Annotated in this window: 28 protein-coding genes and 1 pseudogene; 1 reads left to right on the forward strand and 28 read right to left on the reverse strand. The window is 58.0% G+C overall.

Annotation, left to right across the window (positions count from 1 at the left end; all coding sequences use genetic code 11):
- Positions 1-8: 8 nt before the first annotated feature.
- From rplQ to ESZ53_RS07090, 11 genes are all read right to left on the reverse strand, one after another.
- The gene (gene rplQ, locus ESZ53_RS07040; protein WP_129072179.1) at positions 9-509 is read right to left on the reverse strand and encodes a 50S ribosomal protein L17; all 501 of its coding nucleotides are present in this window, start codon (positions 507-509) and stop codon (positions 9-11) included.
- A 38-nt stretch (positions 510-547) separates the two neighbouring features.
- Positions 548-1,543, reverse strand: a complete 996-nt coding sequence (locus ESZ53_RS07045) for a DNA-directed RNA polymerase subunit alpha (protein WP_129072180.1) — start codon at positions 1,541-1,543, stop codon at positions 548-550.
- 166 nt (positions 1,544-1,709) lie between these two features.
- Positions 1,710-2,108, reverse strand: a complete 399-nt coding sequence (gene rpsK, locus ESZ53_RS07050) for a 30S ribosomal protein S11 (RefSeq protein WP_009773100.1) — start codon at positions 2,106-2,108, stop codon at positions 1,710-1,712.
- 51 nt (positions 2,109-2,159) lie between these two features.
- Positions 2,160-2,534, reverse strand: a complete 375-nt coding sequence (gene rpsM / locus ESZ53_RS07055) for a 30S ribosomal protein S13 (protein WP_129072181.1) — start codon at positions 2,532-2,534, stop codon at positions 2,160-2,162.
- A gap of 193 nt (positions 2,535-2,727) precedes the next feature.
- Positions 2,728-2,844, reverse strand: a complete 117-nt coding sequence (rpmJ, locus tag ESZ53_RS07060; protein ID WP_129072182.1) for a 50S ribosomal protein L36 — start codon at positions 2,842-2,844, stop codon at positions 2,728-2,730.
- Between the two features lie 76 nt (positions 2,845-2,920).
- On the reverse strand, positions 2,921-3,142 hold the full coding sequence (infA, locus tag ESZ53_RS07065; protein ID WP_010203795.1) for a translation initiation factor IF-1: 222 nt from the start codon (positions 3,140-3,142) through the stop codon (positions 2,921-2,923).
- Between the two features lie 144 nt (positions 3,143-3,286).
- Complete coding sequence (locus ESZ53_RS07070; protein WP_129072183.1) at positions 3,287-4,420, reverse strand: mannitol-1-phosphate 5-dehydrogenase; 1,134 nt, start codon at positions 4,418-4,420, stop codon at positions 3,287-3,289.
- Positions 4,417-4,854, reverse strand: coding sequence for a PTS sugar transporter subunit IIA (locus tag ESZ53_RS07075; protein ID WP_129072184.1), 438 nt, complete (start codon positions 4,852-4,854; stop codon positions 4,417-4,419). The genes ESZ53_RS07070 and ESZ53_RS07075 overlap by 4 nt, the downstream gene beginning before the upstream one ends.
- Positions 4,855-4,865: 11 nt before the next feature.
- Entirely contained in the window at positions 4,866-6,404 is a 1,539-nt protein-coding gene (locus ESZ53_RS07080) for a PTS mannitol transporter subunit IICB (protein WP_129072185.1), read from the reverse strand.
- A 57-nt stretch (positions 6,405-6,461) separates the two neighbouring features.
- Positions 6,462-6,728, reverse strand: coding sequence for an HPr family phosphocarrier protein (locus ESZ53_RS07085; protein ID WP_129072186.1), 267 nt, complete (start codon positions 6,726-6,728; stop codon positions 6,462-6,464).
- Positions 6,721-7,053 (reverse strand): PTS sugar transporter subunit IIB, encoded by a 333-nt coding sequence (locus ESZ53_RS07090; protein ID WP_129072187.1) that lies wholly within the window; start codon positions 7,051-7,053, stop codon positions 6,721-6,723. The genes ESZ53_RS07085 and ESZ53_RS07090 overlap by 8 nt, the downstream gene beginning before the upstream one ends.
- Positions 7,054-7,181: 128 nt before the next feature.
- Here ESZ53_RS07090 and ESZ53_RS07095 point away from each other — a divergent pair, with 128 nt between their 5' ends.
- Complete coding sequence (locus ESZ53_RS07095; RefSeq protein WP_168187196.1) at positions 7,182-9,101, forward strand: transcription antiterminator; 1,920 nt, start codon at positions 7,182-7,184, stop codon at positions 9,099-9,101.
- Between the two features lie 84 nt (positions 9,102-9,185).
- Here ESZ53_RS07095 and ESZ53_RS07100 read toward each other — a convergent pair whose 3' ends face one another.
- The 17 genes and pseudogenes from ESZ53_RS07100 to rpsS all read right to left on the reverse strand — a co-directional run bounded on the left by ESZ53_RS07100 (position 9,186) and on the right by rpsS (position 18,148).
- The gene (locus tag ESZ53_RS07100; protein WP_129072189.1) at positions 9,186-9,785 is read right to left on the reverse strand and encodes an adenylate kinase; all 600 of its coding nucleotides are present in this window, start codon (positions 9,783-9,785) and stop codon (positions 9,186-9,188) included.
- Positions 9,782-11,104 carry a preprotein translocase subunit SecY gene (secY, locus tag ESZ53_RS07105; protein ID WP_129072190.1) on the reverse strand — a complete coding sequence of 441 codons (1,323 nt, stop codon included), beginning with the start codon at positions 11,102-11,104 and terminating at the stop codon, positions 9,782-9,784. Before secY ends, ESZ53_RS07100 begins: the two co-directional genes overlap by 4 nt.
- A 124-nt stretch (positions 11,105-11,228) precedes the next feature.
- Positions 11,229-11,876 (reverse strand): 50S ribosomal protein L15, encoded by a 648-nt coding sequence (gene rplO / locus ESZ53_RS07110; RefSeq protein ID WP_129072191.1) that lies wholly within the window; start codon positions 11,874-11,876, stop codon positions 11,229-11,231.
- Positions 11,876-12,061, reverse strand: coding sequence for a 50S ribosomal protein L30 (gene rpmD / locus ESZ53_RS07115; RefSeq protein WP_129072192.1), 186 nt, complete (start codon positions 12,059-12,061; stop codon positions 11,876-11,878). Before rpmD ends, rplO begins: the two co-directional genes overlap by 1 nt.
- Positions 12,061-12,786, reverse strand: coding sequence for a 30S ribosomal protein S5 (rpsE, locus tag ESZ53_RS07120; RefSeq protein ID WP_129072193.1), 726 nt, complete (start codon positions 12,784-12,786; stop codon positions 12,061-12,063). Before rpsE ends, rpmD begins: the two co-directional genes overlap by 1 nt.
- A complete protein-coding gene (gene rplR, locus ESZ53_RS07125) occupies positions 12,783-13,154 on the reverse strand; it encodes a 50S ribosomal protein L18 (protein ID WP_100388203.1) in 372 nt (123 codons plus the stop codon). Before rplR ends, rpsE begins: the two co-directional genes overlap by 4 nt.
- A 2-nt stretch (positions 13,155-13,156) precedes the next feature.
- The gene (gene rplF / locus ESZ53_RS07130; RefSeq protein WP_129072194.1) at positions 13,157-13,693 is read right to left on the reverse strand and encodes a 50S ribosomal protein L6; all 537 of its coding nucleotides are present in this window, start codon (positions 13,691-13,693) and stop codon (positions 13,157-13,159) included.
- A 6-nt stretch (positions 13,694-13,699) separates the two neighbouring features.
- A complete protein-coding gene (gene rpsH, locus ESZ53_RS07135; protein WP_129072195.1) occupies positions 13,700-14,098 on the reverse strand; it encodes a 30S ribosomal protein S8 in 399 nt (132 codons plus the stop codon).
- Positions 14,099-14,171: 73 nt separating this feature from the next.
- Positions 14,172-14,762, reverse strand: coding sequence for a 50S ribosomal protein L5 (gene rplE, locus ESZ53_RS07140; RefSeq protein WP_129072196.1), 591 nt, complete (start codon positions 14,760-14,762; stop codon positions 14,172-14,174).
- A gap of 95 nt (positions 14,763-14,857) precedes the next feature.
- A pseudogene (gene rplX / locus ESZ53_RS07145) lies at positions 14,858-15,193 on the reverse strand (50S ribosomal protein L24); the annotation flags it as partial.
- Positions 15,194-15,195: 2 nt separating this feature from the next.
- Entirely contained in the window at positions 15,196-15,567 is a 372-nt protein-coding gene (gene rplN / locus ESZ53_RS07150; RefSeq protein WP_100388198.1) for a 50S ribosomal protein L14, read from the reverse strand.
- On the reverse strand, positions 15,567-15,863 hold the full coding sequence (gene rpsQ, locus ESZ53_RS07155; RefSeq protein ID WP_129072198.1) for a 30S ribosomal protein S17: 297 nt from the start codon (positions 15,861-15,863) through the stop codon (positions 15,567-15,569). The genes rplN and rpsQ overlap by 1 nt, the downstream gene beginning before the upstream one ends.
- Before the next feature lie 2 nt (positions 15,864-15,865).
- Positions 15,866-16,198, reverse strand: a complete 333-nt coding sequence (gene rpmC, locus ESZ53_RS14550) for a 50S ribosomal protein L29 (protein ID WP_129072199.1) — start codon at positions 16,196-16,198, stop codon at positions 15,866-15,868.
- Positions 16,198-16,617 (reverse strand): 50S ribosomal protein L16, encoded by a 420-nt coding sequence (gene rplP / locus ESZ53_RS07165; RefSeq protein ID WP_009773124.1) that lies wholly within the window; start codon positions 16,615-16,617, stop codon positions 16,198-16,200. The genes rpmC and rplP overlap by 1 nt, the downstream gene beginning before the upstream one ends.
- 2 nt (positions 16,618-16,619) lie before the next feature.
- A complete protein-coding gene (gene rpsC, locus ESZ53_RS07170; RefSeq protein ID WP_129072200.1) occupies positions 16,620-17,450 on the reverse strand; it encodes a 30S ribosomal protein S3 in 831 nt (276 codons plus the stop codon).
- Positions 17,450-17,842 (reverse strand): 50S ribosomal protein L22, encoded by a 393-nt coding sequence (gene rplV, locus ESZ53_RS07175; protein ID WP_129072201.1) that lies wholly within the window; start codon positions 17,840-17,842, stop codon positions 17,450-17,452. Before rplV ends, rpsC begins: the two co-directional genes overlap by 1 nt.
- Positions 17,843-17,866: 24 nt before the next feature.
- Complete coding sequence (gene rpsS / locus ESZ53_RS07180) at positions 17,867-18,148, reverse strand: 30S ribosomal protein S19 (RefSeq protein WP_009773127.1); 282 nt, start codon at positions 18,146-18,148, stop codon at positions 17,867-17,869.
- Positions 18,149-18,153 lie beyond the last annotated feature (5 nt).

Genomic DNA, 18,153 nt, shown 5'->3' on the forward strand with positions numbered 1-18,153 from the left:
GAAGAAAGTTACTTCTCTTCTGCAGTCTCTTCGGTCGCAACCTCGTCGGTGACAACTTCTTCAGCAGGAGCTTCCTCAACGGCGGGCTCTTCTGCAGCAGCCTTGGGCTCAGCCTTAGCGGCAGCCTTCGGGGCCTTCTTCTTAGGTGTAACGGGCTCAAGAACGAGCTCCATCTGAACCATCGAAGCGTTGTCTCCCTTGCGGAAACCAAGCTTCGTGATGCGAGTGTAACCACCATCGCGGTTCTCAACCTGCGGCGCGATGACCGTGAAGAGTTCGTGGATGACGGTCTTGTCGCTGATGATTCCGAGCGCGCGGCGACGGTTGTGCAAGTCACCCTTCTTCGCGAACGTGATCAGGCGCTCAGCAACGGGACGCAGGCGCTTGGCACGCATTTCCGTTGTCTTGATGCTCTTGTGAGTGAACAGGGCTGCGGCCAGGTTGGCGAGCATGTGGCGCTCGTGCGCCGGTCCACCGCCGAGACGCGGGCCCTTAGTAGGTGTAGGCATTTTCTAGTTCTCCAGTGTCAAAGGTTCGAGCCAGTGGCTCAAGCGTTGGTCTCGTCGTCGGCGTATCCGCCGTAGAAGTGTGCTCCGTCGAATCCGGGAACGCTGTCCTTCAGCGACAGTCCCATCTCAACCAGCTTGTCGCGCACTTCATCAACCGACTTCTGACCGAAGTTACGGATGTTCATGAGCTGGGTCTCAGAAAGAGCAACCAGTTCACTTACGGTGTTGATGCCTTCGCGCTTGAGGCAGTTGTAGCTGCGCACCGAAAGATCAAGGTCTTCGATCGGCATGCTGAGCTCGGTCGAAAGCACGGCGTCAACCGGTGCAGGACCAATCTCGATACCCTCTGCTGCTGTGTTGAGCTCGCGAGCGAGACCAAACAGTTCGGTCAGCGTGCGACCGGCCGAAGCCACTGCATCGCGAGGAGTGATTGCGGACTTGGTTTCGACATCCACAACGAGACGGTCAAAGTCAGTGCGCTCACCGGCACGAGTTGCCTCGACACGGTAGGTGACCTTGAGTACGGGCGAGTAGATCGAGTCGACCGGAATTTGGCCGGCTTCGCTGAACTCGCTGCGGTTCTGCGTTGCGGTGACGTAGCCACGGCCACGCTCGATCGTCAGCTCAAGTTCAAACTTGGCCTTGTCGTTGAGCGTTGCAATGACGAGTTCCGGGTTGTGAATCTCTACACCGGCAGGTGCAGAAATGTCAGCCGCGGTAACTTCGCCCGCACCCTGCTTGCGCAGGTAAGCGGTGATGGGCTCGTCGTGCTCGCTGGAGACTACGAGGTTCTTGATGTTCAGGATGACCTCGGTCACGTCTTCTTTGACACCGGCGACGGTGCTGAATTCGTGAAGAACTCCGTCGATACGGATGCTGGTTACAGCGGCTCCGGGGATCGACGAAAGAAGGGTGCGACGAAGTGAGTTTCCGAGGGTGTAACCGAAACCGGGTTCGAGCGGCTCGATAACGAACCGTGAACGGAATTCGGAGATGTTCTCCTCAGCAAGGGTGGGACGCTGTGCAATGAGCACTGGTGATTCCTTTCGGCAAAGTGTCCGCTATATGACACTTGTGGGCGACGGGTGGCTGGCCCGACGTTGTATTGAGTTGTGCGCTGGAACTGTGTGCGAGGGCCACCAGGGGCCCTCGCTACACGACACCAGCACTAGCGAGTTGCCTCGTTAGTACGGCGTGAAACTAAACGCGACGACGCTTGGGCGGACGGCAACCGTTGTGCGTCTGCGGTGTTACGTCGTTGATCGAACCCACTTCGAGACCAGCAGCCTGAAGCGAGCGGATCGCAGTTTCGCGACCTGAACCCGGTCCCTTGACGAAAACGTCTACCTTCTTGACACCGTGCTCCTGAGCCTGGCGCGCAGCCGACTCAGCAGACATCTGTGCGGCGTAAGGGGTCGACTTACGCGAACCCTTGAAGCCGACAACACCTGACGACGACCAGGCAAGAACTGCGCCGGTCGGGTCGGTGATGGTCACGATGGTGTTGTTGAACGTTGACTTGATGTGAGCCTGGCCCACTGCAACATTCTTCTTTTCTTTACGACGCGGCTTACGAGCGGCCGATTTTGGTGCTGCCATTGTTTTCTCCTAAAACGTTGATGGCGACGACGCTGGGGTTGAACCCAGGGTCTATCGGGCCTTCTTCTTGCCGGCTACGGTGCGCTTCGGGCCCTTGCGGGTACGAGCGTTGGTCTTCGTGCGCTGTCCGTGAACGGGCAGTCCCTTGCGGTGACGGATACCCTGGTAGCTGCCGATTTCAACCTTGCGGCGGATGTCTGCTGCAACCTCACGACGGAGGTCACCTTCTACCTGGAAGTTTCCTTCGATGTAGTCACGCAGCGCGATGAGTTGATCATCGGTGAGATCCTGTACGCGGATCTCTCCGCTGATCTGGGTGTCGGCGAGTGCTTTGAGTGCACTCGTGCGGCCAACACCGTAAATGTAAGTCAGTGCGACCTCTACACGCTTGTCGCGTGGGATGTCGACGCCGGCTAGACGTGCCATAGTGGCTTCTCCTGTTGATGAGTGGAGGTCTGTAGCAGCACCTGTGCACCGGCCTCCAACCGATGGTGTCCCCCGTGCCCGCTTTCGCGGACGCAGGATCTGGTGTTGCTAGTTCTGTGTATTGAATTGTGTGCTGCGGTGTGTGGCGATCGCTCGCCCCACCCGCGCAGCCGTGCGATCTGCTCGCGGAACCTTAGCCCTGACGTTGCTTGTGGCGCGGGTTCGACTTGCAGATGACCATGACGCGTCCGTTGCGGCGAATAACGCGGCAGTGGTCGCAGATGGGCTTAACGCTGGGGTTAACCTTCATTATTTTTCCTTGTGAATCGCTGTCTTCGTTCCACTAGCCCTGCAAAGGAAAAGTGGACGTTACTTTCCAGCGCCCTTTACTTGTAGCGGTAAGTGATCCGGCCGCGAGTCAGGTCATACGGGCTCAGCTCTACAACTACACGGTCCTCCGGAAGGATTCGAATGTAGTTCTGTCGCATTTTGCCGGAGATGTGCGCGAGCACAACGTGGCCGTTCGTCAACTCAACACGAAACATCGCGTTGGGCAGAGCCTCGACTACTGCTCCTTCGATCTCAATGACACCGTCTTTTTTGGCCATAGCCTCTTCGTCGCTATAAGTGTGGTTCGCTGGTCTGCGTAGATTGTGGTGAGTGACTTTTAACAAAGCCAAGGCGCGAAAAAAACGGCCTGAAACACCAAAGAGAGAGCCTACGCTAATCCCGGGCGTTTCGCCAAGTTGGGTCTAGGATTGCGCGCTTACAGTTTCGACGGCCGCGTCATAGAGAGCGTCACCCTCATGGAGTCCCATCACTGCTGTGACGAAGTCTGTGGCTGACAGCGATGACCGCAGCTCCGCCATTCGCACGCTTTCGGGATCTTCCGGCACGCTAAATTGCATGGCTGCACTCACCGCACGCAGGATCGCGTTCGGAGTCGTCCCGGATGCCGCGAGTTCGCTGCCCGGGCTGATGAAGCGTTCGTTGCGCGACAGTTTGCGCAGCGGACTGCGGCCCACCCGCTCAGGAGTGTCGGGCAAGTGCGGATTACTGAACCGGCGCGTGCAGGTCGCGACGTAGGAGGCGTGCTCCGAGGCGTCGAAACCGTGCTTCGCTATCAGCATCGCGCTGGTCTCCGCCAACACGGCGTCGACCTCAGCGGCAACCTCAGGGATTGCCATAGCCGCGGAGAGCGTTTCTGCTCCCCGAAGAAAGCCGTGATAGGCCACAGTGGCGTGGCCGGTGTTGACGGTAAAGAGCTTGCGCTCGATATACGGCTCGAGGTTCTCGACGAAATGAACGTCAGCGATCTCCGGAACGTTGTCACCAAATGGCGCGCTCTCGATGGCCCACTCGAAGAAGTCTTCCACCGTGACATCGAGACCGGCAGCTGGATCTTGGGCCGGCACGATACGGTCAACGGCAGTATTCGCAAAAATTGCTTTCGCGGCGAGCGTTTCAGCGTCGACAGAAACCGCTACTTCGGCGCGCAGATTGTTGGTGGCGTACAGCGCATTCTCGCAGGCAAGCACTTGCAACGGCGGCAGATCCGCCGAACGAGCCTTAATGGCCTGAGCGATCAGGGGTGCAACGAACTTGAGGATGTTGGGGCCCACTGCGGTGGTCACCATGTCAGCGGTGGCGATCTCTTCGATCACGCCAGCTTCGTTACTCGCACTATTAAGAGCCCGGAAGTTATCAACGGTCTCGGTGCGGGGCTCGGCGCCCACTTCGTGCACCTGGTAGCTGTCTGCGGCGGCGAGGCTATCAATGAGTTCTGCTGCGACATCCGCGAACACAATCTCGTAGCCGGCCTTGTGCAAAATCAGACCAACGAAGCCACGGCCAATATTTCCGGCTCCGAAGTGTACGGCCTTCATGCGTTGTTCAATTCAGAAAGCAGAGCGAGCAGTTCATCTTCGCCCGAAGCATCGATAAGCTTCTGCACTTCATCGTTGTCACTAAAAATCGTGGCAACAGCGGCGAGAGTGTCCATGTGGCCGCCGTCTTTGCCGGCGATGCCGACAACGAAGCGAACCTCGTTCCCATCCCAATCGATGGGATCCGCGTACCGCACGAACGAGAGCGCAGACGACAAGATTGTGTCCTTGCCCTCGTTCGTGCCGTGCGGGATGGCTAGGAAGTTACCCATGAATGTTGATGTCATCTCTTCACGGGCCTTCATGAAGCCAAGGTACTCGGGCGTTACCGCGCCAGCAGCAATCAGAATCTCCGCCGCCTCAGCGATGGCCTCTTCTTTGGTGCGAGCGGTGCCAGCCGCTTTGATCTGGTCTAGCTCGAGTACCTTGCTCATGATTTCTCCTGTTATTCGCTAACCATGTTTACGACTTCGTCGTATTTCGGACTGTTCATGAAGTTATCAACTGAAACATGAATTGCGCCGGGAACTTTCTCGGTGGCACGATCCGTCAGTTGATTCTGCGTGATGATGAGGTCTTCCGACCCATCGAGGTTGGCGATCGCCTTGTTCGTGACGTTGACACCTTCGATGCCAGCCTTCGCGAACTTGTTCCGAAGAACGGTGGCGCCCATCGCACTCGATCCCATGCCTGCGTCACACGCAAACACAACGTTCTGGATCTTCGTTGCAGTGGCAGCACCAGTGGCAGCACCAGCGGTCGCACCAGCAGCGGCACCGGTTCCGAGCAGGTCGCCTACCGAGCTGCCCTTACCCTTGTTGGCCTCGTTCTTAGCGACAGCCATTGCGAGAGCATCGTCGCCATTTGCCATAGCTTCAAGGTCGCGCTTACGGCCGGCACGGATGATGATCGAGGCGACGAGGAACGAAACAGCGGCCGAAAAGACAACCGACAGCAGAACGCCGACGATGCTTCCGGGAGGTGTCTGTGCGATAACCGCAATGATCGATCCCGGTGATGCCGGTGCACGCAGACCCGATTGGAAGATGACGTTCGTAAGAACACCTGTTGCTCCACCAGCGATTGCAGCTACAACGAGTAGCGGCTTAGCCAATACGTAGGGGAAGTAGATCTCGTGAATACCGCCGACGAAGTGAATCAGGATGGCGCCGGGAGCGCTTGCGCGCAGCAGGCCAACACCGAATACCAAGAAGGCGAGCAGGATGCCGAGGCCAGGGCCAGGGTTTGCTTCGATGAGGAACAAGATCGACTGACCCTTTTCGAGCGACTCCGCAGTTCCCAGCGGGGTAAATACACCGTGGTTAATGGCGTTGTTGAGGAAGAGGATCTTGCCAGGCTCAACGAAAATGCTCGCCAGAGGAAGCAGGCTGTTCTCGACGAGGAAAGCGATGACCGCTTCGAGACCGTTGCTGATCGCGGTAACAATCGGCGCAATCAAGAAGAACGAAGCGATTGCAAGAACCATGGCTACGATTCCGGCGGAGAAGTTGTCAACGAGCATCTCGAAGCCGGGGCGAATCTTGCCGGCCCAGAGAGCATCGATCTTCTTCATGACCCACGCAGAGCTGGGACCAACGAGCATGGCGCCGAGGAACATCGGAATACCCGCACCGATGATGACACCCACGGTCGCGATCGTGGCGACAACGCCACCACGCGTTCCGTAGACCATGCGTCCTGCGGTGTTCGCAATCAGCAAGGGAAGCAAGTACGTGATCATCGGCCCAACGAGACCCGTGTTGGTGACCTCAGGATCGAGGCTCCAACCACCGAGCTGCTGAACCCATACCGCGTCGACACCGAGCAGCGGCAGCCAACCGGTTTGGATGAACAGTGCAGTAATAAAGCCCCAAGCGATGAATGCCGCGATGTTGGGCATCACCATTCCGCTAACGAAGGTTCCAAATTTCTGGACCCCTACGCGCGCACCGCCACTCTTGGCGGTCGTAGACGACGTTGTCATTGTTTTACTCCGATATCTGTGATGTGAGGATACTGCGAGGGAAGCGACCGATCACGACTAGCTCTCGTCGTGATCGGTACTGAGAATTTCAGTCAGGGTAGCGATGACAGCGTCGGCGCCATCGCCTTCAGCCGTAATGGTGACTTCGTCGCCATGCGTTACACCCAGCGAAATAACGCTCAGGATGCTGGAGGCATTCACTGACTTATCGCCTTTGGCGATAGTGACGTTGAGACCAGACGCAGCCGCCGCCTGAGTGAAGAGCGAAGCGGGGCGAGCGTGAAGCCCGTGCGCTGAGGCCACCCGAATAGTTTGTTCAGCCATTGTTGCTGCTTTCTGTCGTTACCTGAGGGAGGGCGTTGAGAAGGTCGAGGGCGAGGTCCGCTCCAGCGGCATTGAAATTGATCGCCGGGAGCTGTACAGCTTTAGCGCCGATCGCCGCAGCTGCAGTTTCGGCCTGATCGAAGAAGTCGGAGACGTGGGAGCTGACCAGCACAACGTCCACCGAGGTGAGAGGCATACTCAATGCGGCGACGCTTGCCGGGGTGAAGGTGTGGGCGAGCCCACGAATAGTTGCCTGACGGCGCAGCGCATGAGCCAAAAAGGTGCTCGAGGCACCTGCACCGCAGAGAACCAGCACTGTAGACACCTGATCGCCTCCTCGCGAAAATAAAACGAACTTCTTTGAATGTCTATCGTCGCTGTGATGCACCTGCGAATTCCACTAAAGAAGATTCCGCCCCCGCGGAAAGGTTCATGCGCAAGAATGGTTATCTCATGCTCGATAAACATGCGCGACTCATAGAACACCTCGCCCAGTCTGAGGCGTGGGTGACCGCAGCTGAGCTCGCAGACAAGCTCGGGGTTACCACTCGCAGCGTGCGCAGCTACGTCACCGCCGTGAAGTCGTCAGCGCTCCCTCTCGAAGTTATCGAGTCCTCGACGTCGGGCTACCGTCTTAACCGCGAGAACTACGCCGAGTTCCTTAAAGGAGCGTCTAATCGCGAGTCTGAGCGCCCGCGCGATCGCCAGTATCATCTGATCCGACGACTCGGAGATGCCCCCGAGGGCTCCGACATCCACGCTCTTGCGGCCAGTTTCTTCGTGAGCGAGTCGACAATCGAGGCCGACCTCCGCAAGGTGAAAGCTGTCGTGGAGGAATCGGGCCTCACTCTTTCTCGCCGCGGACCACTAGTAATCCTGGCCGGAACGGAGCCGGGTCTTCGCCGATTGCTCAGCACCATGTTTAGGCACGAAGAGTCGCAAGGGTTCCTCGAGCTTGAGAGCATTCAACGTGAATTCGAGTCGTCAGATCTCCGCTCCTTCAAAACTGAACTACTCGCTCTGCTCGATTCTCACGGCTATTTCGTCAATGAGTATGGAATCAATCACGTGCTCTTGCACGTCGCTATCGCTGCAGACCGCTCGGGACCATCAGAAACCGCGCTCGCGATACCGCTGGCCGCCGAGCCAGAAAACGAAACGACAGAGCCAGCCGCGTTCTCGAGCGATCTTGCGACCCTCATCACGAGCCATTTCGGCGCTAATCTGCCTCAGGAAGACGTTGTGGAGATCGAGCTACTGCTTACGACCCGAGTCATCACGCGTACGACTAGCCCCAGCTCCCCCGCCGATGTAGATCTCGAGGAACTAATCGCACGCATTCGTCGCACAGTGCAGCATGTGGGCGAGGAATACCTCATCGACCTCGACGATGACGATTTCATCATGCGGTTGTCCCTTCACGTGCGCAACCTCATCGCGCGGGCGCACGACCTGTCGTATTCGCGCAACCCCATGACGCGCTCGATTAAGACCACGCACCCGATGATTTATGAGCTGGCCGTCTTCATCGCGGCCGAAGTTCAACGTGACGAAGGCATCCTCATCCACGACGATGAGATTTCCTACATTGCGCTCCACGTGGGCTCGCATCTCGAACGGCAGGCAAAGCGGGAAGTCCGGCTTACGGCCGCTCTAGTCTGCCCCAATTACCACGACCTCCACGTGATTCTGCGACAGCGAATCGAAGCTGTGCTTGGTGACGAGCTACAGCTGCGCATCGTGATCACCAGGAACGATGTGGATCTGGCCGAACTCTCCACCGACCTCGTGCTCACGACGATCGACTTGCGGTCATTCGCTGACAACGTCGTGCTGATTCAACCGTTCCTCACCGAGACAGATGTGGATGCGATCCGGCGCGTCATCGGCCGCGTGCGTCGCCTGCGCCGCCGACGTCAGCTCACGGATGAGCTCCTCCGTTTCTTCGACCCCGCACTCTTCCTCCGCAACTTCACTGCTCCGAACGAAGAAGCGATGATCGCCGCGCTAGGCACGCGCATGGTCACCGCCGGCGTGATCGATGCCGGCTACATCACGGGCGCGATTGAGCGCGAGCGCATGTCGTCAACGGCATTCACCGACACTCTCGCAGTTCCTCACGCCATGACGATGAACGCCCATCGCACCGCAATCAGCATTGTAATCAACGAGACGCCGATGCCTTGGGGTGAGAATCGCGTCAACGTCATCGCGCTCATCGCATTCAGCGCAGCGGGACGAAGCTCTTTTCAAACCGTGTTCGACCAGTTCGTCACGGTGTTTTCCGACCGCGACTATGTCCAACAATTGGTCAAGCGGGCCGTGGACTTCCCCACCTTTATCGAGGAATTAGTTCGCGGCATCGAAGACTAACAAAAATCGATCTCTACTCGAGCTCATTCTTAACGAAGAAATCCCCGCCACCAGTAGGTGACGGGGATTTCTTCAGTTAGAAAACTAGCGCGAACCAGCGTCTGTCGCTGAGATCCCACGATCAAAAAGAGCTTCAGTGATACGCGCCGTGACTGCGTCGACTTCGCCAAGGGCGTCGATAGTCACCAAGACGTTGCGCTCCGCGTAAGTAGTGATCAGCGGTGCGGTCTGCTCGCTGTAAACCTCAAGGCGGTGACGTACCACTTCTTCGGTATCGTCGCTGCGACCTTGTTCCAGAGCGCGCTTACGCAGGCGCCCCACGACGACTTCAGTATCAGCTTCAAGTTCGACCACGACGTCTAGCGCTGAGCCCTGGCTCTCGAGAAACGCGTCGAGTTCGCGCACCTGATCCGTAGTGCGGGGGTAGCCATCGAGAAGGAAACCATTCTTGGCGTCATCTTCTTCGAGGCGATCGCGAATGAGCGCGTTAGTCAGAGAGTCGGGCACGTTGTCCCCGGCATCGATAAAAGCCTTTGCTTCGTTCCCCAATTCGGTGCCGTTCTTCACATTGCTGCGAAAAATGTCACCCGTTGAGATTGCCGGAACGCCGTAAATCTGGGCTAGACGAGCGGCCTGTGTGCCTTTTCCAGCACCAGGAGGACCAATTAAGAGAAGTCGTGTCAACGCAACAAACCTTCGTAATGGCGCTGCTGCAGCTGCGAATCGATTTGCTTGACAGTCTCAAGACCGACACCAACGATAATCAGGATGCTAGCTCCGCCGAATGGGAAATTCTGGTTGGCCCCGATGACCACAAAAGCGATCAAGGGGATCATTGCCACAAGCCCGAGATACAGCGAGCCGGGCAACGTCACACGAGTCAGTACGTAATCCAAGTATTCGGCGGTCGGTCGACCAGCGCGGATACCGGGAATGAAGCCACCGTACTTCTTCATGTTGTCGGCGACTTCTTCAGGGTTGAACGTGATTGCCACGTAGAAGTAAGTAAAGCCAACGATGAGCAGGAAGTAACCGATCATGTAGATCGGGCTATCGCCGGAGACCAGGTTGTTCTGGACCCAAACGACCCATGCTGCGGAAGTTTCGCCAGCTTGTGGCTGGTTGAACTGCGCGATCAGAGCAGGGAGATAGAGCAACGATGAGGCGAAGATCACGGGGATAACGCCGGCCATGTTGACCTTGATGGGGATGTACGTGTTGTTGCCGCCGTATGTGCGACGACCGACCATACGCTTGGCGTACTGAACCGGGATGCGTCGCTGGGACTGCTCGACGAAGACTACGGCGCCCATGATGAGGATGCCCATGAGGAGTACAAGAACGAAGGTCTCGATGCCGCTGGCAACGTAGATGCCCCAGAGAGCACTCGGGAAAGTTGCAGCGATCGAAGTGAAGATCAGCAAGGACATGCCGTTACCGATGCCACGCTCCGTGACGAGCTCGCCCATCCACATGATGAGGCCGGTACCGGCGGTCATCGTGATCACCATCAGCAGAATGGCGTACCACGCATCGTTGGTGATGAGTTGGCTACATTCAGCCACGCCAGCCGACTGGAACAGTGCGCCGCTTCGGGCGACCGTGATCAGTGTCGTGGACTGGAGAATCGCCAGAGCGATGGTGAGGTAACGCGTGTACTGCGTCAGCGTTGCTTGGCCGGACTGGCCCTCTTTGTGAAGAGTCTCGAAGTGCGGAATGACCACGCGGAGTAGTTGCACGATGATCGATGCCGTGATGTACGGCATGATTCCGAGTGCAAATACGGAAAGTTGGAGAAGAGCCCCACCACTAAAGAGGTTGATGAGGTCGTACAACCCGCCACTCGAAGCATTAGCTGCGAGACAGGCCTGAACGTTACCGAAGTCAACGAACGGCGCGGGGATGAAGGAGCCAAGCCTAAACAGCGCAATGATGCCTAGCGTGAACCCGATCTTCCTGCGAAGGTCAGGCGTGCGGACAATCCGCGCGACAGCTTTAAACACAAGGCCTCCGATTTATCTATGTACTACGGGCAAGTGGGGAACCCCTTGCGGGATTCCCCACTCAACCTGCTTGCGCGTGCCACCGGTGTGACGCACACAACACTAACGTTTGTCGTAGTGACAGTTACTGAACCGAACCGCCGGCTGCAACGATCTTCTGCTCGGCAGAGCCGGAGACCTTGTCAACTACAACGTTCAGCTTAACCGTAATATCGCCTTGACCAAGAACCTTGACCTTTTCGTTCTTGCGAACGGCGCCCTTCGACACGAGGTCAGCGATAGTTACGTCGCCACCCTTGGGGTACAGTTCCGCGAGCTTCTCAAGGTTTACAACCTGGTACTCAACACGGAACGGGTTCTTGAATCCGCGCAACTTAGGTGCACGCATGACGAAGTTGATGTTTCCACCTTCGAAACCGACACGCATGTTGTAACGCGCCTTGGTTCCCTTGGTACCGCGACCCGCGGTCTTACCCTTGGATCCCTCACCACGACCAACACGCATGCGGTCCTTCTTGGCACCGGCAGCGGGGCGGAGGTGATGCATCTTCAGAACCTGCGGGCGGCTCACAACATCGTCGCTAGACGACTTCTTTGCAGTTGACGCCTTAGCAGCGGTCGACTTCGCAGGAGCCTTCGTGGTGGATGCCTTCGCAGCGGGCGCCTTGTCAGCAGCAACCTTTGCAGGTGCAGCCTTCTTGGCAGCAGGTGCCTTAGCGGCAGCAGCCTTAGGGGCTGCCGCCTTCTTTGGAGTTTCTTTCTCGTCAGCCATTAGTCAATCTCCTCGACCTTGACAAGGTGAGCAACCGTGTTGACGTAACCACGGTTCTGCGAGTTGTCCTCGCGAATAACCACGCCGCCGATGCGCTTGAGCCCAAGGCTGCGCAACGTGTCGCGTTGATTCTGCTTCTCACTGATTTTGGACTTGATCTGGGTTACCTTCAGGCGACCAGCCATCAGACACCTGCCTTAGCTTCAGCCTCGGCGCGCAGCAAGCGTGCCGGGATAACGTGTTCTGCCTCGAGGCCACGACGAGCAGCAACCGCGCGAGGCTCTTCGAGCTCCTTGAGCGCTGCGACCGTAGCGTGAACGATGTTGATCGTGTTCGAAGAACCGAGCGACTTGCTGAGAACGTCGTGGATACCGGCGCACTCGAGTACGGCGCGAACGGGTCCACCAGCGATAACACCGGTACCAGCGGATGCGGGACGCAGCAGAACTACGCCTGCAGCTGCCTCGCCCTGAACCGAGTGAGGAATCGTAGCGCCGACGCGAGGAACGCGGAAGAAGTTCTTCTTCGCCTCTTCGACACCCTTGGAGATCGCGAGAGGAACTTCGCGAGCCTTGCCGTATCCGACTCCAACCATGCCGTTACCGTCACCGACGACGACGAGAGCGGTGAAGCTGAAGCGACGACCACCCTTGACTACCTTCGATACACGGTTGATGGTGACGACGCGCTCCAGGAACTGGTTCTTGTCGTTGTCGCGGCTGTTGTTTCCGCCACGGCCACCACGGTCTGGTCCACGCTCACGGCCGCCACGACGAGCCTCGCGGGGCTCGCTCGTTACGTCGGTTGCTGGGGCGTCTACGACGACCTCAGGAACGGAGATGGCGCTAGTCGCCTCAGCGGCCACGGCCTGCTCCTTGTTTGTTGTCTTGTTGTCCACGTTGTCGCTCACAGGTTCAATCCACCCTCTCGCGCTCCGTCGGCGATAGCTGCAACGCGACCTGCGTAACGGCTTCCACCACGATCAAATACGACGGCTTCGACACCGGCCTGCTTCGCACGCTCGGCGACCATTTCGCCGATCTTGCGTGCCTTGGCGGTCTTGTCTCCGTCGAACGTACGCATGTCCGACTCCATGGTCGATGCAGAAGCGACGGTTACGCCCTTCGAGTCATCGACAACCTGGACGAACACGTGACGCGCTGAGCGCGTAACCACGAGACGGGGGCGCACCTCAGTGCCCACAACCTTCTTGCGGAGACGTGCGTGACGACGGCCCTTAGCGGCCGACTTGCTCTTACCTCTGGTTCCGAGAGCCATGTCTACTTACCACTCTTTCCGGCCTTGCGACGAACAACTTCGCCGGCGTAGCGCACACCCTTGCCCTTGTAGGGCTCTGGCTTACGCAATTTACGAATGTTGGCTGCTACTTCGCCAACCGCCTGCTTGTCGATGCCGCTGACAACTAGTTTGTTGTTTCCCTCGACCGCGAAGCTAATGCCTGCGGGCGGGTCAACGGTGATCGAGTGCGAGTACCCGAGAGCAAACTCAACTGAGCTGCCCTTTGCGGTGACACGGTAACCAGTACCAACGACCTCAAGGCCCTTGGTGTAACCCTCGGTAACACCGACGATTTGGTTAGCGATGAGCGTACGGGTCAAGCCGTGAAGCGAACGCGATTCGCGCTCGTCGTCGGGACGAGTTACAAGAACCTGACCCTCTTCGAGTGCTACAGCGATGGGAGCCTTGACGGAGAGCGCGAGCTCACCCTTCGGGCCCTTTACAGCGACGTCTTGGCCGTTGATGGTGATGGTGACACCAGCGGGGACATCAATAGGAAGTCTTCCGATACGTGACATTTTTGGTTACCACACGTAGGCGAGGACTTCCCCACCTACGCCCTTCGTAGTCGCCTCTTTGTCGGTCAAAAGACCGGAGGAGGTGGACAAAATCGCCACGCCGAGTCCGCCAAGAACCTTGGGGATTTCGGTCGAGCGAGCGTATACACGAAGACCAGGCTTCGAAACACGCTTGATTCCCTTGATGGAACGCTCGCGGGCGGGTCCGTACTTGAGTTCGATCGAGAGGGTCTGGCCCACGCGAGCGTCTTCGTTCGTCCAGCTGAGGATGTATCCCTCTGCCTTCAGCATTTCTGCCAGGCGCGTCTTCAGCTTGCTCGAGGGCATTGAAACGCTGTCGTGGTGCGCCGAGTTGGCATTGCGCAGTCTGGTCAGCATGTCAGCGACCGGATCTGTCATTGTCATAATGTGTTTCCTGTCTCAACTGGTTTCGGCATCCGTTACACGAAGGCCGACCTGATTGATCGGTGTTACTTGGTTAGTTAGATGCGTTCTCAGCGGAACGGAAGGGGAAGCCCAATGCCTTAAGCAGTGCGCGACCTTCTTCGTTGTTCTTGCCGGTGGTGACGATAGTGATATCGAAACCGCGAACGCGGTCAATCTTGTCCTGGTCGATCTCGTGGAACATGGACTGTTCCGTGAGGCCGAAGGTGTAGTTACCGTTGCCATCGAACTGCTTGTCCGACAGGCCGCGGAAGTCACGGATACGAGGAAGTGCCAACGTGATCAAGCGGTCGAGGAACTCCCAAGCGCGGTCACCACGGAGGGTGACGTGTGCGCCAATGGGCTGTCCTTCACGGAGCTTAAACTGAGCGATCGACTTGCGAGCGCTCGTTACGTAGGGCTTCTGACCGGTGATCGCGATGAGGTCCTTGACGGCTCCATCGATGATCTTTCCGTCGCGAGCAGCTTCACCAACACCAGTGTTCACGACGATCTTGACGATGCCGGGAATCTGGTTGACGTTGGTAAGACCGAGGTCCTTCTTGAGCTGTTCCGCGAGTTCAGTGCGGTACTTCTGCTTGAGGCGCGGCTGGATTTTGCCAGCAGCAGGTGCAGTCGTCGTCATTAGTCTGCGTCCTTCTCGGTTGCCTTCTCGGCATCCTTCTTGGAAGCCTTCGGCTCAGCCTTGGCGGCCGCCGACTTCTTGGTCTCTACGCGGCGCGACTTCTTGAAGAAGCGCTCACGCGTGGTCTTGCCACGGTCATCGGTGCTGACGGTGAAGCCAACACGAGCCGGGAGCTTGGTCTCGGGATCAACGAGAGCGAGGTTGGACACGTGAATCGGTGCCTCCATCGTCTCGATGCCACCGGTCTTGGTTCCACGCTGAGTTTGGCCAACCTTGACGTGCTTGGTGACGAAATTGACACCCTCCACGACAACGCGGTCTTTTCCAGCGATAACACTGATGACACGACCCTGCTTGCCGCGGCTTCCGCCACGCTCTTGGGTCGGGCCGCTGATGACCTGTACGAGGTCACCCTTGCGAATCTTTGCCATAACTACAGCACCTCCGGTGCGAGCGAGATGATCTTCATGAACTTCTTGTCACGAAGCTCACGGCCGACCGGCCCGAAGATACGGGTACCACGGGGGTCTCCGCCATCGGACTTGAGGATTACAGCCGCGTTCTCATCGAACTTGATGTATGAGCCGTCTGGACGACGAGTCTGCTTGATGACGCGAACGATGACGGCCTTGACGACCTCACCCTTCTTGACGTTTCCGCCAGGAATAGCGTCTTTGACGGTTGCCACGATGACATCGCCGAGACCTGCGTAACGACGGCCGGAGCCACCGAGAACGCGAATCGTGAGGAGCTCCTTGGCGCCGGTGTTGTCGGCAACCTTTACTCGGGATTCCTGCTGAAGCATTACTTAGCCTTTTCGAGGATCTCGACCAGACGCCAGCGCTTCGTAGCGCTGAGCGGACGGGTCTCGCTGATAAGTACGGAGTCACCGACGCCGGCCGTGTTGGCCTCGTCGTGAACCTTCACCTTGGAGTTACGGCGAATAACCTTGCCGTACAACGGGTGCTTTACGCGGTCTTCAACGATAACGACGATGGTCTTATCCATCTTGTCGCTCGTTACCAGACCACGGCGGGTCTTACGGTACCCACGAGCGACCTCGGCGGTCTCCGCGGTCTTGTTGTCTTCAACCTTGGCCATGACTACGCCTCCTTCGTCTCGTCAGTGGCGTCTGCAGCGGTCTCAGCCGCGGCATCTGCCTTCTTGGTGCTGCGCTTCTTGGTCTCCTTGGCGGGAGCCTCAACAGCAGCAGGAGTTGCACGGATGCCCAGCTCGCGCTCACGGATAACCGTGTAGATGCGGGAGATGTCGCGCTTGACAGCGCGGATACGTCCGTGGCTTTCCAGTTGACCGGTTGCGGCCTGGAAACGAAGGTTGAAAAGTTCTTCCTTCGCCTTCTTCAGCTCGTCAACAAGTCGTTCGTCTTCAAAAGTGTCTAGCTCGACAGGGGCTAGCTCCTTGGATCCGATCGCCATTATGCGTCGCCCTCCTCGCGCTTGATGATGCGTGCCTTGAGGGGCAGCTTGTGAATTGCACGAGTGAGTGCTTCGCGCGCAGTCGTCTCGTCCACGCCGCTGAGCTCGAAGAGCACGCGACCTGGCTTGACGTTGGCGACCCACCACTCGGGCGAGCCCTTACCGGAACCCATGCGGGTTTCAGCGGGCTTTTTGGTGAGCGGGCGGTCGGGGTAGATGTTGATCCACACCTTTCCACCACGCTTGATGTGACGCGTCATAGCGATACGAGCTGCCTCAATCTGGCGGTTCGTTACGTATGCCGGCGTCAGAGCTTGAATTCCGTACTCGCCAAACGACACCGTGGTTCCACCGGTAGCGTGACCGCTACGGGAGGGGTGGTGCTGCTTGCGGTACTTGACCTTACGCGGAATCAACATTGTTATGCCTCAACTCCTGCTGCAGCCTTAGCATCTGCCTTGGGTGCTTCTGCCTTAGGGGCTTCAGCCTTGGGGGCTTCTGCCTTAGGTGCGGATGACGGGCCACCGGTGCGACGACCACCACGGTCGCCACCATCGCGACGCTCAGGGCGCGACGACTTCTGGTTAGCCTGCTCGCGAGCGAGCTCCTTGTTGGTGATATCGCCCTTGTAGACCCACACCTTGACACCGATACGACCGAACGTGGTCTTGGCCTCGTAGAAGCCGTAGTCGATGTTTGCACGCAGCGTGTGCAGCGGAACGCGACCTTCGCGGTAGTACTCCGAGCGGCTCATTTCTGCGCCACCCAAACGACCCGATACCTGGATGCGAACACCCTTGACCGAACCAACGCGCTGGGCGCCCTGAAGGCCCTTGCGCATTGCACGACGGAAAGCGACACGAGCAGCAAGCTGCTCTGCGATTCCCTGAGCAACGAGCTGAGCTTCAGCCTCGGGGTTCTTGACCTCGAGGATGTTGAGCTGAATCTGCTTGCCGGAGAGCTTTTCGAGCTCTCCACGGATGCGCTCTGCCTCGGCGCCGCGGCGGCCAATCACGATACCCGGACGGGCAGTGTGAATGTCTACGCGAACGCGGTCACGGGTGCGCTCGATTTCAATGCGAGCAACACCTGCGCGGTCGAGGTTCGACTTGAGCAGGTTACGGATTTTTACATCCTCTGCCACATAGTCGCTATAACGCTGACCCGGCTTGGTGCTGTCAGAGAACCAACGCGACACGTGGTCGGTGGTGATTCCCAAACGGAAACCGTAGGGGTTTACCTTCTGTCCCATTACTTCTTCCCTGCCTTGTCGGCCTCGGCTTCAACGACGTGGTCTGGCGTGGCCAGAACGACGGTGATGTGGCTAGTGCGCTTCAGGATCTGGAACGCGCGGCCCTGGGCACGCGGCTGGAAACGCTTGAGCGTTGCTCCATCGTCAACGAAAGCCTTCGAGATGATCAGGTCCTGCTCATCCAAGAAGCTGTTCGTCTTGTCTGCCTTGACTCGCGCATTAGCGATTGCGGATGCAACCAGCTTGTACACGGGCTCGCTTGCGCCCTGAGGTGCGAACTTCAGGATTGCAAGTGCCTCATGTGCCTGCTTGCCGCGGATCATGTTGACAACGCGACGAGCCTTCATAGGGGTCACGCGGATGTGACGCACACGTGCGATCGACTCCACCATTTCTCTACCTCCTACGCCACCGCGTTAGCGGCGACGACCCTTCTTGTCGTCCTTCACGTGTCCACGGAAGGTGCGAGTCGGCGAGAATTCGCCGAGCTTGTGACCAACCATGGTTTCGGTGATGAACACCGGAATGTGCTTGCGACCATCGTGAACCGCGATCGTGTGACCCAGCATTGCTGGAACGATCATTGAGCGGCGCGACCAGGTCTTGATTACGTTTTTGCTCTTGGCCTCATTCGCCTTGACAACCTTTTGTAGGAGGTGGTCGTCGACGAAGGGGCCCTTCTTCAGACTGCGTGGCATCTTCT

Origin of the sequence: Salinibacterium sp. UTAS2018 (genome assembly GCF_004118935.1) — a bacterium.
Classification (GTDB): domain Bacteria; phylum Actinomycetota; class Actinomycetes; order Actinomycetales; family Microbacteriaceae; genus Rhodoglobus.

Coding starts and splice junctions, on each gene's coding strand:
- rplQ (WP_129072179.1), bottom strand. CDS start 509: ATGCCTACACCTACTAAGGGCCCGCGTCTCGGCGGTGGACCGGCGCAC.
- rpsK (WP_009773100.1), bottom strand. CDS start 2,108: ATGGCAGCACCAAAATCGGCCGCTCGTAAGCCGCGTCGTAAAGAAAAG.
- rpsM (WP_129072181.1), bottom strand. CDS start 2,534: ATGGCACGTCTAGCCGGCGTCGACATCCCACGCGACAAGCGTGTAGAG.
- rpmJ (WP_129072182.1), bottom strand. CDS start 2,844: ATGAAGGTTAACCCCAGCGTTAAGCCCATCTGCGACCACTGCCGCGTT.
- infA (WP_010203795.1), bottom strand. CDS start 3,142: ATGGCCAAAAAAGACGGTGTCATTGAGATCGAAGGAGCAGTAGTCGAG.
- ESZ53_RS07070 (WP_129072183.1), bottom strand. CDS start 4,420: ATGAAGGCCGTACACTTCGGAGCCGGAAATATTGGCCGTGGCTTCGTT.
- ESZ53_RS07075 (WP_129072184.1), bottom strand. CDS start 4,854: ATGAGCAAGGTACTCGAGCTAGACCAGATCAAAGCGGCTGGCACCGCT.
- ESZ53_RS07080 (WP_129072185.1), bottom strand. CDS start 6,404: ATGACAACGTCGTCTACGACCGCCAAGAGTGGCGGTGCGCGCGTAGGG.
- ESZ53_RS07085 (WP_129072186.1), bottom strand. CDS start 6,728: ATGGCTGAACAAACTATTCGGGTGGCCTCAGCGCACGGGCTTCACGCT.
- ESZ53_RS07095 (WP_168187196.1), top strand. CDS start 7,182: ATGCTCGATAAACATGCGCGACTCATAGAACACCTCGCCCAGTCTGAG.
- rplO (WP_129072191.1), bottom strand. CDS start 11,876: ATGGCTGACGAGAAAGAAACTCCAAAGAAGGCGGCAGCCCCTAAGGCT.
- rpmD (WP_129072192.1), bottom strand. CDS start 12,061: ATGGCTGGTCGCCTGAAGGTAACCCAGATCAAGTCCAAAATCAGTGAG.
- rplR (WP_100388203.1), bottom strand. CDS start 13,154: ATGGCTCTCGGAACCAGAGGTAAGAGCAAGTCGGCCGCTAAGGGCCGT.
- rplF (WP_129072194.1), bottom strand. CDS start 13,693: ATGTCACGTATCGGAAGACTTCCTATTGATGTCCCCGCTGGTGTCACC.
- rpsH (WP_129072195.1), bottom strand. CDS start 14,098: ATGACAATGACAGATCCGGTCGCTGACATGCTGACCAGACTGCGCAAT.
- rplE (WP_129072196.1), bottom strand. CDS start 14,762: ATGACGACGACTGCACCTGCTGCTGGCAAAATCCAGCCGCGCCTCAAG.
- rplN (WP_100388198.1), bottom strand. CDS start 15,567: ATGCTTCAGCAGGAATCCCGAGTAAAGGTTGCCGACAACACCGGCGCC.
- rpsQ (WP_129072198.1), bottom strand. CDS start 15,863: ATGGCCAAGGTTGAAGACAACAAGACCGCGGAGACCGCCGAGGTCGCT.
- rpmC (WP_129072199.1), bottom strand. CDS start 16,198: ATGGCGATCGGATCCAAGGAGCTAGCCCCTGTCGAGCTAGACACTTTT.
- rplP (WP_009773124.1), bottom strand. CDS start 16,617: ATGTTGATTCCGCGTAAGGTCAAGTACCGCAAGCAGCACCACCCCTCC.
- rpsC (WP_129072200.1), bottom strand. CDS start 17,450: ATGGGACAGAAGGTAAACCCCTACGGTTTCCGTTTGGGAATCACCACC.
- rplV (WP_129072201.1), bottom strand. CDS start 17,842: ATGGTGGAGTCGATCGCACGTGTGCGTCACATCCGCGTGACCCCTATG.
- rpsS (WP_009773127.1), bottom strand. CDS start 18,148: ATGCCACGCAGTCTGAAGAAGGGCCCCTTCGTCGACGACCACCTCCTA.